A 16,209-nucleotide genomic window follows, 5' to 3' on the forward strand; every position below is an offset into this window, starting at 1 on the left:
TATCTTGGAGCAGGCCATTGTGGCCTCCGCAGAGCCGCCGACCGAGGGAGCCGCCATGTCCGACTTCGTACCGGGACTAGAGGGAGTCGTCGCGTTCGAGACGGAGATCGCCGAACCGGACAAGGAGGGCGGTTCGCTCCGCTACCGCGGTGTCGACATCGAGGATCTCGTCGGCCATGTGTCGTTCGGCAACGTCTGGGGCCTGCTGGTCGACGGGGCGTTCAACCCCGGCCTGCCGCCCGCCGAGCCGTTCCCGATCCCGGTGCACTCCGGGGACATCCGGGTCGATGTGCAGTCCGCACTGGCGATGCTCGCTCCCGTGTGGGGCCTGAAACCGCTGCTCGACATCGACGAGGAGACGGCGCGCAACGATCTGGCACGGGCCGCCGTGATGGCGTTGTCCTACGTCGCCCAGTCGGCGCGCGGGCAGGGGCTGCCGATGGTTCCGCAGCGCGAGATCGACAAGGCGCAGTCCGTGGTCGAGCGGTTCATGATCCGCTGGCGCGGTGAGCCGGACCCCAAGCACGTCAAGGCCGTCGACGCGTACTGGACGTCGGCCGCCGAGCACGGCATGAACGCCTCCACGTTCACCGCCCGTGTCATCGCGTCGACCGGTGCCGATGTGGCGGCGGCGCTGTCGGGTGCGGTGGGTGCGATGTCGGGGCCGCTGCACGGTGGTGCGCCGTCCCGGGTCCTCGGCATGATCGAGGAGATCGAGCGGACCGGGGATGCCACCGCGTACGTGAAGAAGGCCCTGGACAAGGGTGAGCGGCTGATGGGTTTCGGTCACCGGGTCTACCGGGCGGAGGACCCGCGGGCGCGCGTTCTGCGGCGTACGGCCGAGGAGTTGGGCGCGCCGCGCTTCGAGGTTGCGCAGGCGCTGGAAAGGGCCGCGCTGGAGGAGTTGCACGCGCGGCGCCCCGACCGGGTGCTGGCGACGAACGTGGAGTTCTGGGCGGCGATCATGCTGGACTTCGCGGAGGTTCCGGCGCACATGTTCACGTCGATGTTCACGTGCGCGCGTACGGCGGGCTGGTCGGCGCACATCCTGGAGCAGAAGCGGACGGGGCGGCTGGTGCGTCCTTCGGCGCGGTATGTCGGGCCCGGAGCGCGTGACCCTCGGGAGATCGCCGGGTACGAGCAGATCACGAATCTCGGGAACTGAACTTCTGGCGTGAGGTCCGGGGTCGGCGGGCTGTTGGTCCCGGCTCAGCCCAGCGCCTCGTCCAGCAACGCCGCCCACTGGGCCACGACCCTTCGGCGCCGGGCGGTGTCGTCGGTGAGCACGTTGGCCAGGCCGAGACCGCGGGCCATGTCGAGGAGGCCCTGGACGGTTTCGCGTACGCCGGGCTTCGTCTCGTCGGCGGTGAGGAGTTCGACGGCGATGCGGTGGGTCTCGCGGCCGACGCGGGCTTCGAGTTCGCTGACGCGGGGGCGGAGCTGCTCCTCGTTGGACGCGGCGACCCAGAGCTGGAGCGCGGCGCGGAAGAGCGGGCCGGTGTAGAGGTCGACGAGGGCGGCGACGACGGCTGTGCGGCCCTGGACGGGCAGGGCGCGCAGGGCGGCGGAGCGTTCCTCGGCGACGTATTCGACGGCTGCGGTGAACAGGTCCTCGCGGGTGGGGAAGTGGTGCTGGGCGGCGCCGCGCGAGACGCCTGCGCGTTCGGCGACGACGGAGACCGTGGAGCCTGCCCAGCCGTGTTCGGCGAGGCAGGCGACCGCGGCTTCGAGGAGTCGCCGACGGGTGGCGCGGCTGCGGTCCTGCTTGGGGGTCCGGTCGGTGGGGGGCATCACAACGCCCATGCGGGGTCCCGTCGTTCGAGGAAGGCCGTCATCCCTTCGCGTGCCTCGGCGGAGGCGAAGAGTGCTGCCGAGCGGGCGATGAGGTCTTCGGCGTACTGGTCGAAACTTTTCAGCACAGTAGCCGTGACCAGCTCCTTCGATGCTGCCAGCCCCTGCGGTGAGGCCTTGCGCAGTCCATCCAGTACGGGTACGAGCGCCTGGTCGATGTTCTCGGCGGACCCGACGGCGATAGTGATCAGGGAGATACGGGCCGCTTCGGTCGCGTCGAAGCGTTCGCCGGTGAGGTAGTAGCGGGCGGCGGCGCGCGGGTCGGTGCGGGGCAGCAGCGGCATGGAGATGACGGCGGGGGCGAGGCCGATCCTGGACTCGGTGAGGGCGAAGGAGGCGCCGGGGCCGGCGACGGAGATGTCGCAGGCGCTCAGCAGCCCGAGGCCGCCCGCCCGGACGTGCCCCGTGACCCGGGCGACGACGGGCTTGGGCAGGGCGACGATCTGCCGCATCAGGGCGACGAAGGCCGCCGGGTCGGGCGGCCCGGTCAGGTCCGCGCCCGCGCAGAACGTGTTGCCGGTGTGGGTGAGGACGACGGCCCGTACGGTGTCGTCGGCCGCGCACGCGTCCAGGGCCGTGGAGAGCTCGCCGACCAGCTGTGCGGACAGTGCGTTGCGGTTGGCCGGTGAGTCGAGGGTGAGGGTGGTGATGCCCCGGTCGTGGGTGGGGTCGGCGAGCGGCGGCTTCGAAGTCACGTGGTTCGTCTCCTTTTCCCCGGACGTCCTGCCGAGCGTGGCAGCGGAGCCGGGAGCGATCAAGCGCGCTTGCATGGTCTGCGGTTACCTCGTCTGCTGCACGGGGCCGGCCCCGTGCAGCACGACGCCCCATCCGCGTGCACGGACAGCGCCCGGTCGCACTCGGCCATCCGGCACCCGGCTCGCGTCAGTACGACTTGGGGAGGCCCAGGGACTGGTGGGACACGTAGTTCAGGATCATTTCCCGGCTGACGGGTGCGATCCGGGCGACGCGGGCCGCCGTGATCAGGGACGCGAGGCCGTATTCGCGGGTGAGGCCGTTGCCGCCGAGGGTGTGCACGGCCTGGTCGACGGCTTTGACACAGGCCTCGCCGGCCGCGTACTTCGCCATGTTGGCGGCCTCGCCGGCACCGATGTCGTCGCCGTCGTCGTACAGCCGGGCGGCTTTCTGCATCATCAGCCGGGCCAGTTCCAGTTCGATGTGGGCCTGGGCGAGGGGGTGGGCGATGGCCTGGTGGGAGCCGATGGGTTCCTTCCACACCTGCCGGGTCTTCGCGTACTCGACGGCGCGGGCGAGTGCGTAGCGGCCCATGCCGATGCCGAATGCGGCGGTCATGATGCGTTCGGGGTTGAGTCCGGCGAAGAGCTGGAGGAGGCCCGCGTCCTCATCGCCCACCAGGGCGTCGGCGGGCAGCCGTACGTCGTCGAGGACCAGCTCGAACTGCTTCTCCGGGGAGTGGAGTTCCATGTCGATCTGCGAGCGCCGGAAGCCGGGCGCGTCGCGCGGGACGATGAAGAGGCAGGGCTTGAGCTTGCCGGACCTGGCGTCCTCGGTGCGGCCGACGATGAGGGTGGCGTCGGCGATGTCGACGCCGGAGACGAAGACCTTGCGCCCGGTGAGCAGCCAGTGGTCGCCGTCCTTGCGGGCGGTGGTGGTGATGCGGTGGGAGTTGGAGCCCGCGTCGGGTTCGGTGATGCCGAAGGCCATGGTGAGGCTGCCGTCGGCGAGGCCGGGAAGCCACTGCTGTTTCTGGGTGTCGGTGCCGAAGCGGGCGATGACGGTGCCGCAGATCGCCGGGGAGACGACCATCATGAGCAGCGGACTGCCCGCCGCACCCAACTCCTCCAGAACGATAGAGAGTTCGGCCATTCCGCCGCCCCCGCCGCCGTACTCCTCGGGAAGGTTCACGCCGAGGTAGCCGAGCTTGGCGGCTTCGGTCCACAGCTCGCGCGGGTGGGCTCCTTCGCGTACGACGGAGGTCATGTAGTCCCGCCCGTAACGCTTTCCGAGGGTGGCGACGGCGGCGCGCAGGGCCTGGTGCTCTTCGGTTTCGAGGACGGTGCTCATGCGTTCTCCTCAGGGTCTGCGGGTTCGGTGACGACGGCGAGCAGGGCGCCGACCTCCACCTGGAGGCCGGGGGCGGCGTGCAGTGCGGTGAGGGTGCCGGAGGCGGGGGCGAGGATGCGGTGTTCCATCTTCATCGCCTCCAGCCAGATCAGTGGCTGCCCGGCCTCCACCGCCGCCCCGGCCCCTAGGCCGTCCGCGATGCGGACGACGGTGCCGGGCATGGGGGCGAGCAGTGAGCCGGGTTCGGTCCGGTCGGTGGGGTCGGTGAAGCGGGGCAGGGCGGTGAAGGCGTACGAGCCGGTGGCGGTGTCCACGTACACCTTGTCCCGGTGGGCGGTGACGGCGAAGTGGTGGGTGAGGGAGTCGACTTCGAGGGTGACGTGGTCGGGGCGGGCGGCGATGACCCGTTCACCGGTTTCGGGGAGGAGGCCGGTGCGTGTGGTGCGGTAGGCGGCCCGGTGCTCGGTTCCGTCGGGTTCGGCGCGGTAGTGCTTGACCTGGGGCCGGGAGGAGATGTTGCGCCAGGCCCCGAAGCGGACGGGGCCGGGTCCGGGGCCGTGGTGCCGGCCGGCGGCGTCGGCGAGGGCGGCGGCCAGGGCGGCGAGGTGGCGGTCCCTTTCGTCCGGGGCCGGGGTGAGGGCGTCCAGGTGGCGGTCGTAGAAGCCGGTGTCGAGGCGGGCGGCGAGGAAGTCGGGGTGGCGCAGCGACCGTACGAGCAGTTCGCGGTTGGTGACCGGGCCGTGGATGCGGGCGCGTTCGAGGGCGCGGGCGAGGAGGCGTACGGCTTCGCGGCGGGTGGGTGCGTGGGCGATGACCTTGGCGAGCATCGGGTCGTAGTGCACGCCGATGGTGTCGCCGCCGGTGTACCCGGTGTCGAGGCGCAGTCCGGGTTCGTCCGGCACATCCAGTGCGAGCAGTGCTCCGGTCTGCGGCTGCCAGTCGCGGGCGGGGTCCTCGGCGTAGAGGCGGGCCTCGACTGCGTGCCCCCGCGGCTCGGGCGGTGCGGTGGTGGGCAGGGGTTGGCCCTCGGCGATGCGCAGTTGCAGGGCGACGAGGTCGAGCCCGAAGACCGCTTCGGTGACGGGGTGTTCGACCTGCAGGCGGGTGTTCATCTCCAGGAAGTACGGCCGTCCGTCGGCGGCGAGCAGGAACTCGACGGTGCCCGCGCCCCGGTAGCCGACCGCGCGGGCGGCGGCCACGGCGGCATCGTGCAGCCGGGTCCGCAGCGTGTCGTCGAGGCCGGGTGCGGGGGCCTCCTCGACGACTTTCTGGTGGCGTCGCTGGAGTGAGCAGTCCCGGGTGCCGAGCGCCCAGATCCCGCCGTGCTCGTCGGCCATGATCTGGACCTCGACGTGCCGGCCACGCTCCACGTACGGCTCCGCGAAGACCTCACCGTCCCCGAAGGCGGCAGCGGCCTCGGCGGAGGCGGCCGTCAACTCGCCTGACAGGCGGGCTGGTTCACGTACGATCCGCATCCCTCGCCCGCCGCCGCCCGCCGCCGCCTTCAACAGCAGCGGGAGGTCGTCGGCGGTGACGTTCTCCGTGTCGACGGGTGCGAGCAGCGGCACCCCCGCGGCGGCCATCAGCTCCTTGGCGCGGGTCTTGGACGCCATCAGCTCGATGGCCTTGACCGGCGGGCCCACCCACACGAGGCCGACGTCCTGCACGGCCCGGGCGAATCCGGCGTTCTCGGAGAGGAAGCCGTACCCGGGGTGGACGGCGTCGGCGCCGGCCGCGAGCGCGGCGCGTACGACGAGATCGCCGCGCAGATAGGTGTCGGACGGGGCGGCACCCGGCAGCCGTACGGCGGTGTCCGCCTCCCGTACGTGCAGCGCGTCGGCGTCCGCGTCGGAGTACACGGCAATGGTGGCGATGCCCAGCGCACGGCACGTGCGGAAGATCCGGCAGGCGATTTCGCCCCGGTTGGCAACAAGCAGTGTGGAGATCATCTGAGTCGTCCCGGTCATCTGTGGCCTCACATCCGGAAGATTCCGAAGCCGCCGCGGGCGCCTTCGACCGGGGCGGTGTGGATCGCGGACAGGCACATCCCGAGGACGGTCCTGGTGTCGCGCGGGTCGATGACCCCGTCGTCGTACAGCCGCCCGGACAGGAACATGGGCAGCGACTCGGACTCGATCTGATGCTCGACCATGGCGCGCAGTCCGGCGTCGGCCTCGTCGTCGTATGGTTGCCCCTTCGCGGCGGCGGAGGCGCGGGCGACGATGGACAGCACACCGGCGAGCTGCTGCGGCCCCATGACGGCGGACTTGCTGCTGGGCCAGGCGAAGAGGAATCGGGGATCGTAGGCCCGCCCGCACATCCCGTAGTGCCCGGCCCCGTACGAGGCGCCCATCAGCACGGACAGATGCGGGACCTTCGAGTTCGACACCGCGTTGATCATCATCGCGCCGTGCTTGATGATGCCGCCCTGCTCGTACTCCTTGCCGACCATGTAGCCGGTGGTGTTGTGCAGGAAGAGCAGCGGAATGTCGCGCTGGTTGGCGAGCTGGATGAACTGGGCGGCCTTCTGCGACTCCTCGCTGAACAGCACCCCTTGCGCGTTGGCGAGGATGCCGACGGGATAGCCGTGGAGGGTGGCCCAGCCGGTCACCAGGCTGGTCCCGTACAGCGGCTTGAACGCGTCGAAGTCGGAGCCGTCGACCAGCCGGGCGATGACCTCGCGCGGGTCGAAGGGCACCTTCAGATCGCCGGGCACGATGCCGATCAGCTCGTCCTCGTCGTACTTCGGCGGCTCGGCGGGGCCCGGATCGGCGTGTGCCTTGCGCCAGTTGAGGCGGGCGACGATCCGGCGGGCCTGACGCAGCGCGTCCTGCTCGTCGACGGCGAAGTGGTCGGCGAGACCGGAGGTGCGGGCGTGCATCTCGGCGCCGCCGAGCGATTCGTCGTCGCTCTCCTCACCGGTCGCCATCTTCACCAGGGGCGGTCCGCCGAGGAAGACCTTGGACCGCTCCTTGATCATGACGGTGTGATCGGACATCCCGGGGACGTACGCCCCACCGGCGGTCGAGTTCCCGAAGACGACGGCCACGGTCGGGATGCCGGCCGCCGACAGCCGGGTGAGGTCGCGGAACAGCGCCCCGCCCGGAATGAAGATCTCCTTCTGTGACGGGAGATCGGCGCCCCCGGACTCGACGAGGCTGATGCAGGGCAGCCGGTTGGCGAAAGCGATCTCGTTCGCCCGCAGGGCCTTCTTCAGCGTCCAGGGGTTGGAGGCGCCGCCGCGTACGGTCGGGTCGTTGGCGGTGATCAGACACTCCACGCCCTCGACGACGCCGATGCCGGTGACGAGCGAGGCGCCCACTGTGTACTCGGGGGCCTCGCTGCCCCAGGCGGCGAGCGGCGACAGTTCCAGGAACGGGGTGTCCTCGTCGATCAGCAGCTCGATCCGCTCACGGGCCAGGAGCTTGCCGCGCGAGCGGTGCCGCTCGACGTACTTCTCGCCGCCGCCGGCCTGCGCCTTGGCGTGCTCGCCGGCCAGTTCGTCGAGTTTCGCGAGCATGGCCGCGCGGTTCGCGGCGTATTCGGGGCTCGCGGTGTCGAGCCCGGTGGGCAGGACGGTCATGCGTTCACCTCCGGTGCGTGGACGGCTTCCAGCAGCGATACGGGAATGGGGAGGCGCCGGGACCGCAGCCACTCCCCCACCGCCTTGGCCTGCGGATCGAACCGGTGCCGGGCGGCGACGCCCTCGCCGAGCAGCCCGTGGACGACGAAGTTCAGGGCGCGCAGGTTCGGCAGGACATGGCGTACGACGGTGAGGTGGGCGGTCTCCGGCAGCAGCTCCCGGAACCGTTCGACGGTCAGCTCATGGGCCAGCCACCGCCAGGCGTCGTCGCCGACGGCCCACACCCCCACGTTGGCGTCCCCGCCCTTGTCGCCGCTGCGGGCGCCCGCGACCCGGCCGAGCGGGGCGTTCCGGGTGGGTCCGGCGGACGGCAGGGGTTCGGGCAGTGGCGGCTCCCCGGCTTCCCGGAGGGGCCGCGTCCGTACGGGAGGTTGCTGGCTCTCCCGCCGCCCGTCCGGGAGTACGGCGACATGCGGGACCTCGTCGGCCGGGACGTACTTCGCCTCGAACACCCCGTACGGCGCGCCCTTTCCGGGCGGGGCGGTGACATGGAAGCCCGGGTAGCTGCCGAGCGCGAGCTCGATCGCGGCGCCGGAGACCGCGCGCCCGACGGCTTCCGGGTCCTGGTCGCGGACGACGAGCCGGAGCAGCGCACTCCCGGTCTCCTCGGTCTCGGCGTCGGCCCGGTCGGTCCGGGCCAACTCCCAACGAACCTCTTCAGGTTGGGTACGGCTCCGACCGAGCGCCTGAGCGAACTGATCTTTGACGAGCTGCGCCTTGGCCTCGATGTCGAGCCCGGTCAGCACGAAGACGACCTCGTTGCGCCACCCGCCGATCCGGTTCAGCCCGACTTTGAGGGTGGGCGGCGGGGCCTCGCCGCGCACGCCGGAGATCCGTACCCGGTCGGGGCCGTCCTGGGCCAGCCGTACGGTGTCGAGCCGGGCGGTGACGTCCGGTCCGGCGTACCGGGCCCCGCCGGTCTCGTACAGCAACTGGGCGGTGACGGTGCCGATGTCGACGACGCCGCCCGTGCCGTCGTGCTTGGTGATGACGGACGACCCGTCGGCATGGATCTCGGCGACGGGGAAGCCGGGCCGGCGCAGGTCGTGGCCGCGGAAGAACGAGTAGTTCCCCCCGGTGGCCTGGGTTCCGCACTCCAGTACGTGTCCGGCGACGACGGCCCCGGCGAGCGCGTCGTGGTCCTCGGGCCCCCAGCCGAAGTGGGCGGCGGCGGGCCCGGTGACGAGGGCGGCGTCGGTGACCCGTCCGGTGACGACGACATCGGCGCCGGCGCGCAGGCAGGAGGCGATCCCGACACCGCCGAGGTAGGCGTTGGCGGTGAGGTACCCCTCGGGTACGCGCAGACTGTCGCCCTCCACGTGGGCGACGCGTACGGGCACGCCCACCTTGTGTGCCAGCTCCCGTACGGCGTCGGCGAGTCCGGCCGGGTTGAGACCTCCGGCATTGGCGACGATCTTCACGCCGCGCTCGTGGGCGAGACCGAGGCCCTCCTCCAACTGGCGCAGGAACGTGGCGGCGTACCCGCGCGTCGGGTCCTTGAGCCGGCTCCGTCCCAGAATGAGCATGGTCAGCTCGGCGAGATAGTCCCCGGTGAGGACGTCGAGCGGGCCGCCGGTGAGCATCTCGCGTACGGCGTCGAAGCGGTCGCCGTAAAACCCGGAGGCGTTGCCGATCCGCAGTGGCTCGGTCACTTGCCGCCTCCCCGGGGTGCGCGGCCCGCTCCGGCGGGCCCGGCGAAGGCCTGGGCGATGTCGAGCCACCGGTCGGCGTCGGGCCCGGTGGCCCGGACGGCGAGGTCGTCGCGGTGGGCGCGCTGGGTGACGAGGAGGCAGAAGTCGAGCAGCGGACCGGTGACGCGTTGCGCGGCACCCTCGGGTCCGTACGCGATCACCTCCCCGTCAGGTGCGGTGAGTTCGACCCGGAACTCCTCCTCGGGTGCCTCGATCCCGCGCACCTCGTGGGCGTAGTCCCTGGCCCGCACCCCGATCCGGGCGACGTGTCGCAGCCGGGCGGTGGGGGTTCGGGTGACCCCGAGGGCGTCGGCGATGTCCTGGCCGTGCGCCCAGGTCTCCATGATCCGGGCGGTCGCCATGGAGGCGACGCTCATCGGCGGTCCGTACCAGGGGATACGGGTTCCGGCGGGCGCGTTCCGCAACGCCGCGTCGAGCCGCGTGCGCCCGTCCCGCCACCGCGCGAGCAGCGCGTCCGGGGCGAGCGCGGCCAGTTCCCCGGCGCCCTGGTCGACAAAGGACTCGGGCTGCTCCTCCGCCTTGGCCACCTCCCCGGCGAAGGCATCGGCGTCGGTCGCGGCCAGCAGCGCGACCTCGTCGGTCCAGGTGAGATGGGCGATCTGGTGCGCGATGCTCCAGCCGGGGGCGGGTGTCGGGGCGGCCCATTGCCCGGCGCTCAACTCCCGTACGAGTGCGTCGAGTTCCTGACTCTCATCACGCAGATCGTCGATCACGGCTGCGACATCGGGCACGGTGCGCTCCCCTCGGGGCAAGGCGGTGTGCCCAGGATCATGGCAGCGGCCCCATAAACAAGCAAGCATGCTTGCATGATTTTTCACCCCGGCACCGGACGAGGCGGCCGGGCGCGACCGAGGACCACCTGACCTACTGCACCACCCTGCGCGGCATGAGCGTCCAGGCAGTCGACCTCCGCCATGGGGCGAAAGCCATGGAGCTGGCCGACGTCGCTGCCGCCGCCTCCCCGAAAGCCGGGCCCCGCATGCGGGCCTTCCTCGCGGGTCAGCAGGCACATGCCGCCGCACAGACAGGGGATCGGACGGGCGCACTGCGATACATCCGCGAGGCTGAGGGAGCCATGGACCGCGCCGAGTCACGCGGCAAGGCGTTCGGCCCGAACGCCCCGGCCGCGGTCGACGGCGCCCACCGCCGTCAACCCCGGCGCTTCTTCGGCCGCCCCCCGCTCACCTGGCCGCGCACCGCACCCATGCTCGCCGCGATGACCAGGGCGATGGCCAGGGCGTCCGTCGCGGAGAGGGCCTGGTCGAGGACGAGGAAGCCGGCCGCGGCCGCTATCGCGGGTTCCAGGCTCATCAGGATTGCGAAGGTGGGCGCGGGCAGACGGCGCAGCGCCATGAGTTCGAGGGTGTACGGGAGGACCGAGCTCAGCAGCGCCACCGCCGCGCCCAATGCCAGCGTGGACGGGACCAGCAGTTTCGAGCCCGACTCCAGGATGCCGAGGGGCAGAGAGAGGAGCGCGGCGACCACCAGGGCCAGGGCCAGGCCGTCCGCCTTGGGGAAGCGACGGCCGGTACGGGCACTGAAGACGATGTACGCCGCCCACATGGCGCCCGCACCCAGGGCATACGCGGCGCCCACCGGATCGAGGCGCTCGAAGCCTCCCCCGCTCAGCAGCAAGACGCCACCCAGCCCGAGGCCCGCCCACACCACGTTGATCAGGCGGCGGGAGGCGATCACCGAGAGGACGAGTGGGCCCAGCACCTCCAGGGTGACGGCCGCGCCCAGCGGGATGCGGTCGACTGCCTGGTAGAAGAGCGTGTTCATGCCCGCCATGGCCGCCCCGAACGCGAGGACCGTGCCCCAGTCGGCGCGCGAGTAGCCGCGCAGCTTCGGGCGGCAGACGATCAGCAGGACGAGCGCGCCGATGGCCAGGCGCAGGGTGACGACCCCGAGCGCGCCGGCCCGCGGCATCAGCAGGACCGCGATCGCGGAGCCGAACTGGACGGAGAGACCGCCCGCGACCACCAGTGCGACCGGGACGAGTGCCGCCCTCCGGCCCGGGGGACGTGCGGGACCCTCCGCCCCGCCCAGGGCGGACACCGCCTCCGGTACGGCGACGGCTGCGGCCTGCTCAGTGGCCACAGCCCCTGCTGCACTGCGCTCGTAGTTCACCTGCGATGTCCCTCCCGAGTCCAACAGTGCATTCCGATGCACTGGTCGATTGAAGATGCCGCACTTCACCCTGCGGCACTCCCTCTTACGGTAGGCACCTCCGCGTGGCACGTGAAATGCCTGCTGGGCTCCCGTTATGCTTCCTACGCATGAGCCTTGGAAGCAACGGTGACGGCACCGACAGGTATTCGGGCCGGGGTTCCGGTCGGGGTTCCGGCCGGGGCATCGAGATGCGCCATCTGCGCGCCTTCCTCGCGATCGCCGACGAGGGCAACGTCACCCGCGCCGCCGCCCGCCTCCGTCTCACCCAGCCCGCGGTCTCCCGTACTCTCGCCGCCCTGGAGCAGCACCTCGACATCCGGCTCGTCGACCGGTCCACCCACCATCTCGTCCTCACCTCCGAAGGCGTCGCGTTCCGGGACAAGGCCGCCGCCGCGGTCGCCGCGTTCGACGAGGCGCTCGACCCCGGCGGGCTGCGCCACTGGCCGCTGCGGCTCGGGCACGCCTGGTCCGCGTTCGGCCCGTACACCACACCACTGCTGCGCCGCTGGCAGGAGCTGTATCCGCAGACCCCGCTCGAACTGCTGCGGATCGACGACCGCACCGCCGGGCTGACCCGCGGCGAGGTCGATGCCGCGTTGCTGCGGGGGCCCGTCGAGGCGCCCGGGCTCGTCACCGAGGTGCTGTTCGAAGAGGACCGGGTGGCGGCGGTGGCCGCGGACGGGCCGCTCGCCGCCCGTGCCACGCTCCGTCTCGCCGATCTGGCGGGTGGCACCGTCGTCCTCAACACCGTCTCCGGCACCACCACCGTCGACCTGTGGCCGCCGGAAGCGAGGCCCGCCGCGACCCTCACGGTTGCCAACACCGACGACTGGCTGACTGCCATCGCGGCCGGGCGCGGCGCCGGGGTCTCCGCCGCATCCACCGCCGGCATGCACCCGCACTCCGGGGTCGCCTACCGCCCCCTCGTCGACGCCCCGACCGTCCCCGTCCTGCTCGCCCGGCGCGACGCCCCCGGCCACCCCGCACTGCCGAGACTCGCCGCGCTCGCCCGCGAGATCGTGGGGCAGGACACCACCGGCGGCTGAGCCGACCTCCCCGACAGGGGAGGTCCCTTTGTGCCTAGGTCTTATTCGATCTTGTACCTGTAGATAGGAAGTCAGCTCATCCACAGGGGTCCTTGACGGTAGCTTCTGTCGGACGAAATCAGAACGTCAGTGGCTGACGACACGAGATGTCAGTGGTCAGCGACAGTTGTGGGAGTGAGGCAGGGCCCGGCCCGGCGTGCGGGCGGGCCCTGCGCGAGGTGAAACGTTGAGACGTCAGGAGGCGGGGCGGCGTACGACCGAGTAGCGGGTTCGCACCCAGGTGATCCACGGAAGCAGGGCCTCGCTCATTCCCCACGCGATCGAGTATCCGTACGCGAAGGTCGGGTGAAGGTCGATCCAGCCGAGGAGCGTGGCCGGCGGAAGGGCGATGGCCACTCCCCGGCCGGTAGAGGCCATGCACTGGATGAGCGACGTGGAGGTGGGCTTTCCACCGCTGGCGGGGGGCACGGGAACGAGACCGGTCAGCGTCTGGTCCTGGAGAGCAGTGGGGTCGGGCGGGACCGACTCGTCGGGTACGGACGTCAGGCCGGTGGTGTGGGACGCGAGCTGCTGGCTCATGATGGGTTCCGTCTTCCTTGGTCGTGATCTGCCTGGATCGGATTTCGGGGACATGGATCGGGGCCGCGTTACAGCGCGGCCCCGACGTCGTTTACGGGGTTTCAGTCCTTCGGGCTTTCCTCCTCGGAGGAGTCCCGGGGTGCAGGCACGGTCAGCCCGCGGTGGCCGAATGGGTCTTTGAGGGAGTAGAGGGGCCGGGAGGCCCGTCCCGAGGGAACGGCGAGGGTCTCGTACGCCTGCGACCCAGCCCGTTCCAGGACCTTGTGGTGAATCAAGTCCTTGATCCCGTTCGCGACGGTCCGCTCGGCAAGGCCGTACCACTCACCGATCTTGGCCTGGGCCAGTGGGAACTTCGGCTTCCGCTGTGCCAGGGAGATCAGGTACACAGCCTTGCCCGGGAAGGACAGGACTGTGTGCAGGTTCTCCTCCCAGTACTCAAAGGGAAGTTGGAAGTACGCCTCGTTGGCGACCGGCGGGTGGTAAGGGCTGCCGGAGCCGTCCTCGAGGAGTTTGGTGACCGTGGTCCGACGGCCCGCGCCCCTGGCGGTCGAGATGACGTTGAGTTCCCTCAGCGCCTTCCAGGCACGGGAGACTGCAGACGCCCCGGATTTCTCCTCGAAGATGCCCACAGTCCTGGCCCACGTCGATGACCAGTCGGTCGCCGAGTAGTCGCCGGCGCCGGTGACTGCAGCCATCACCAGGTACAGGTCGAGAGCACGCTCCTGCTTGTTTGCGACGAGGGAGCGCATGACGCCGGGTTGGGTGTTGGGGGTCTTGCCCGTCTGAAGGAAGTCCCTCCTGATCGGCACCGTACGGTTCGCCCGCTTCGAGCGGTCGAGGAGGAGCTTGATCGTGCGCTCCTGTGTCATGTAGCCGAGGCTCTCGCCAGCCGCGTCCGTCACGATCCCGGCCATCTCGGCTGCCTGGTTTGTCTCGCTCCCTGTGGTGGTCATACGGAGAGGATGACACACTTGCGCCGCCTAGCGCATGCCATCAACCCCTGGTCAGCTACGCTGACTTGACGTGCTGTAGTGCGCTTAAGAGAACTAAGTGTGATGGCTATTTATGACACCTGCGTAGGACGCACATCCAGATGACTCGTACCCGGGTTGTTGGACTCGTAGAGGTGAGCCGCCAGCCAAGCAGCTGATTCCTCAGCAGGTGAAAAATCTTGAGTGGCTTCCGGCAAGCGGCCGCTCCGGGCACTGCCCGAAGGGATCTCCGAGGTGCTCGCCGTCACCGAGGAGGGTGGCGCCGGTAGCGCAACAGCGTCGCGGCAAGGCCCGGAAGGACGCGGACGACGTCAATCCCTACTGACACTTCATGTCGCCGACCACTGACATCCCGCTGTCGTCCGACAGCTTCCGATCACCGGTTGCCGAAGAGGCGGGTTCACCATGGCTGATCCGGTCAGCCTGACGTCTCGGTGTCGGACGACATCAGAACGTCAGTGGCCGGCGACACGAGATGTCAGCGGACGGCGACATGAGGTGTGTCAGTTAGGCGGCGGCGGCTCGGAGAGCATCCGCAGGCTGTACGCGACGTTGTCGTCGAGGACGTCGACGAGCTCACTGCGGATGACCATGTCGGCTGCGGCGAGGTCTTCGAGCGCCTGGCGCTGGGCGGCGTCCGCGGTGTCAATGCCGCCGTCGACCCAGACGCGGAGGAGGACCTCGGCCTCCACGGGCTGGATGGGGCCGCGGATGTCCGGGCGGGGGTTCTTCCTCCCGGCGATGGCTTCCGCCTGATCGGGACGTAGGACGTCGAGGCGCGCGGTGACCGTGTACCCGTTGGGCGGAACGTGCCGCAGGACAACGGATCATGAGGCAGATGCATGGCCGAGCCGGGTTCTCCCTGCTCCGCCACCGCATCCTCCTCCAGTGATCACTACACAGCGCTACCACCGATTACGGGACAGAGCCGAACGTTTTACAGTCCCGCTCCGCCCCGCAGACGAGCAAAATGCAGGGATGGATGAGGGGACTGCGGCGCTGATTGCCGCGATCGCAGGGATGGTTGGAGCGCTCGGCGGCGCGGCCGTAGGAGGTATAGCAGCCGTGCGCGGTGCGCGCATTGGCGCTGAGAAGTCTGCGGAAGCGACTCGGCAACAAGTCAGGGATCAAGCCGTCGCAGAGCACCTCCACTGGCTCCGCCAGGAAAGGCGGGAAGCCTGCGTGGGGTTACTTACCTCATCTGAGGAGCTGGTGAGCGCGCTATGGCAGGTCTGGGAGTTGGTGGAGCCGTTGGTAGATGAGGCAGAACCTGGCCAATCGATCGTCACCCCCGAGATGCGCACGCGGCTCACGACGGCTGACGAGATACACGACGTCTGCTTGGCGGCGAAGATGAGGCTGTTCGTCTTGGGACCGGATGATCTCCTGGAGACGGCTGAGCAACTCGTCGAGACTATGTGGTCCTCGGCTGAGACTCTTCAGGCGCTTCTTGAAGATGAGCAACGCCTGTGGGCGGACGAGAGCCCCTTCGACGAACCTGTCGCCAGACTCCGTGAAGCCGGACAACATTACAATCGGTTCGTAGTCAAAGTGAGAGAAGTGCTTACGAATCCGAGCACTGGCACTCCTTGACGTGCTCTCACACCTGGCCAACCCCAACGAGAGCCGGGCGTCCAACGGGGTAGGGGGCCACGATCGTCGATCGTCGATCGTCCACGCAGAGCCTTCACGAACCGTGGCCGTACCACCTCCGGCTCACCGCACGCCTGGACACGGCCGGGCCGCATGCCACGCTGGTACGTCGTCGAGGCGCAAAGGTGCCCGATGCCCGCCTCGGCGTACAGCACGGGCTTGGTGATCCGGTCGGTCACCGCGGTGTCCGCCGTGGTGACCTCGACGGCCAGGAGGACGTTGTCGGCGTCGACGAAGGGGCGGTCGCCGGCGGCGGCCGCGGTGCGTACGACGGTGATGTCGGGAACCGCCAGGGCGCGGCCGCCGAGGTTCACGTTGACCGAGGGAAGCACCTCGAAGCCGTCGGCGTCGTGCTCCAGGAGCACGGCCAAGCGGTGCACGGCGCGCTGGTGCGCGACGCTCGGGCGGCGGGTGAGCAGCAGCGCTCCGCCGACCATCTCGACGCGGTGGGAGGTGCCCTCGCCGAGCACCAGGACGTCGTCTTGCGGTCGCGTGGTCCGCTCGCCCACCCGGTGACC

At 70.3% G+C, this 16,209-nt stretch carries 15 protein-coding genes and 1 pseudogene; 4 read left to right on the forward strand and 12 right to left on the reverse strand.

Annotated elements, in window-relative coordinates; all coding sequences use genetic code 11:
- Window positions 1–55 precede the first annotated feature (55 nt).
- Window positions 56–1,165 carry a citrate synthase 2 gene (locus tag ACZ3IC_RS14150; RefSeq protein ID WP_467416100.1) on the forward strand — a complete coding sequence of 370 codons (1,110 nt, stop codon included), beginning with the start codon at window positions 56–58 and terminating at the stop codon, window positions 1,163–1,165.
- A gap of 44 nt (window positions 1,166–1,209) precedes the next feature.
- Here ACZ3IC_RS14150 and ACZ3IC_RS14155 read toward each other — a convergent pair whose 3' ends face one another.
- From ACZ3IC_RS14155 to ACZ3IC_RS14185, 7 genes are all read right to left on the reverse strand, one after another.
- Window positions 1,210–1,803 (reverse strand): TetR/AcrR family transcriptional regulator, encoded by a 594-nt coding sequence (locus ACZ3IC_RS14155; RefSeq protein WP_467415899.1) that lies wholly within the window; start codon window positions 1,801–1,803, stop codon window positions 1,210–1,212.
- Window positions 1,791–2,546, reverse strand: coding sequence for an enoyl-CoA hydratase family protein (locus ACZ3IC_RS14160; RefSeq protein ID WP_467415901.1), 756 nt, complete (start codon window positions 2,544–2,546; stop codon window positions 1,791–1,793). The genes ACZ3IC_RS14155 and ACZ3IC_RS14160 overlap by 13 nt, the downstream gene beginning before the upstream one ends.
- A gap of 187 nt (window positions 2,547–2,733) precedes the next feature.
- Window positions 2,734–3,894, reverse strand: coding sequence for an acyl-CoA dehydrogenase family protein (locus tag ACZ3IC_RS14165; protein WP_467415902.1), 1,161 nt, complete (start codon window positions 3,892–3,894; stop codon window positions 2,734–2,736).
- Window positions 3,891–5,843 (reverse strand): acetyl/propionyl/methylcrotonyl-CoA carboxylase subunit alpha, encoded by a 1,953-nt coding sequence (locus tag ACZ3IC_RS14170; RefSeq protein WP_467416102.1) that lies wholly within the window; start codon window positions 5,841–5,843, stop codon window positions 3,891–3,893. Before ACZ3IC_RS14170 ends, ACZ3IC_RS14165 begins: the two co-directional genes overlap by 4 nt.
- 26 nt (window positions 5,844–5,869) lie before the next feature.
- Window positions 5,870–7,477, reverse strand: a complete 1,608-nt coding sequence (locus tag ACZ3IC_RS14175; protein ID WP_467415905.1) for an acyl-CoA carboxylase subunit beta — start codon at window positions 7,475–7,477, stop codon at window positions 5,870–5,872.
- Window positions 7,474–9,189 carry an acyclic terpene utilization AtuA family protein gene (locus tag ACZ3IC_RS14180; protein WP_467415907.1) on the reverse strand — a complete coding sequence of 572 codons (1,716 nt, stop codon included), beginning with the start codon at window positions 9,187–9,189 and terminating at the stop codon, window positions 7,474–7,476. Before ACZ3IC_RS14180 ends, ACZ3IC_RS14175 begins: the two co-directional genes overlap by 4 nt.
- Window positions 9,186–9,980: a TIGR03084 family metal-binding protein gene (locus ACZ3IC_RS14185; protein ID WP_467415909.1), complete on the reverse strand. Its 795-nt coding sequence runs from the start codon at window positions 9,978–9,980 to the stop codon at window positions 9,186–9,188. Before ACZ3IC_RS14185 ends, ACZ3IC_RS14180 begins: the two co-directional genes overlap by 4 nt.
- Window positions 9,981–10,096: 116 nt before the next feature.
- Between ACZ3IC_RS14185 and ACZ3IC_RS14190 the strand changes: the two are divergent.
- Window positions 10,097–10,384: pseudogene (locus tag ACZ3IC_RS14190) on the forward strand (transcriptional regulator); the annotation flags it as partial.
- 14 nt (window positions 10,385–10,398) lie between these two features.
- Here the strand turns inward: ACZ3IC_RS14190 and ACZ3IC_RS14195 are convergent.
- On the reverse strand, window positions 10,399–11,379 hold the full coding sequence (locus ACZ3IC_RS14195; RefSeq protein WP_467415911.1) for an EamA family transporter: 981 nt from the start codon (window positions 11,377–11,379) through the stop codon (window positions 10,399–10,401).
- A 230-nt stretch (window positions 11,380–11,609) separates the two neighbouring features.
- Here ACZ3IC_RS14195 and ACZ3IC_RS14200 point away from each other — a divergent pair, with 230 nt between their 5' ends.
- The gene (locus tag ACZ3IC_RS14200) at window positions 11,610–12,467 is read left to right on the forward strand and encodes a LysR family transcriptional regulator (protein WP_467416104.1); all 858 of its coding nucleotides are present in this window, start codon (window positions 11,610–11,612) and stop codon (window positions 12,465–12,467) included.
- A gap of 234 nt (window positions 12,468–12,701) precedes the next feature.
- On the opposite strand, the gene ACZ3IC_RS14205 is transcribed toward ACZ3IC_RS14200, so the two are convergent.
- The 3 genes from ACZ3IC_RS14205 to ACZ3IC_RS14215 all read right to left on the reverse strand — a co-directional run bounded on the left by ACZ3IC_RS14205 (window position 12,702) and on the right by ACZ3IC_RS14215 (window position 14,730).
- A complete protein-coding gene (locus ACZ3IC_RS14205) occupies window positions 12,702–13,046 on the reverse strand; it encodes a hypothetical protein (protein WP_467415914.1) in 345 nt (114 codons plus the stop codon).
- Window positions 13,047–13,147: 101 nt separating this feature from the next.
- The gene (locus ACZ3IC_RS14210) at window positions 13,148–13,999 is read right to left on the reverse strand and encodes a hypothetical protein (RefSeq protein ID WP_467415915.1); all 852 of its coding nucleotides are present in this window, start codon (window positions 13,997–13,999) and stop codon (window positions 13,148–13,150) included.
- Window positions 14,000–14,541: 542 nt separating this feature from the next.
- Window positions 14,542–14,730, reverse strand: a complete 189-nt coding sequence (locus ACZ3IC_RS14215) for a hypothetical protein (protein ID WP_467415918.1) — start codon at window positions 14,728–14,730, stop codon at window positions 14,542–14,544.
- A gap of 286 nt (window positions 14,731–15,016) precedes the next feature.
- On the opposite strand from ACZ3IC_RS14215, the gene ACZ3IC_RS14220 reads away from it, so the two are divergent.
- On the forward strand, window positions 15,017–15,631 hold the full coding sequence (locus tag ACZ3IC_RS14220) for a hypothetical protein (protein ID WP_467415921.1): 615 nt from the start codon (window positions 15,017–15,019) through the stop codon (window positions 15,629–15,631).
- Here the strand turns inward: ACZ3IC_RS14220 and ACZ3IC_RS14225 are convergent.
- Window positions 15,568–16,200, reverse strand: a complete 633-nt coding sequence (locus ACZ3IC_RS14225) for a Uma2 family endonuclease (RefSeq protein WP_467415922.1) — start codon at window positions 16,198–16,200, stop codon at window positions 15,568–15,570. The two genes, ACZ3IC_RS14220 and ACZ3IC_RS14225, sit on opposite strands and share 64 nt — an antisense overlap.
- Between the last annotated feature and the right edge of the window lie 9 nt (window positions 16,201–16,209).

This window comes from Streptomyces sp. NPDC002958, assembly GCF_055563255.1.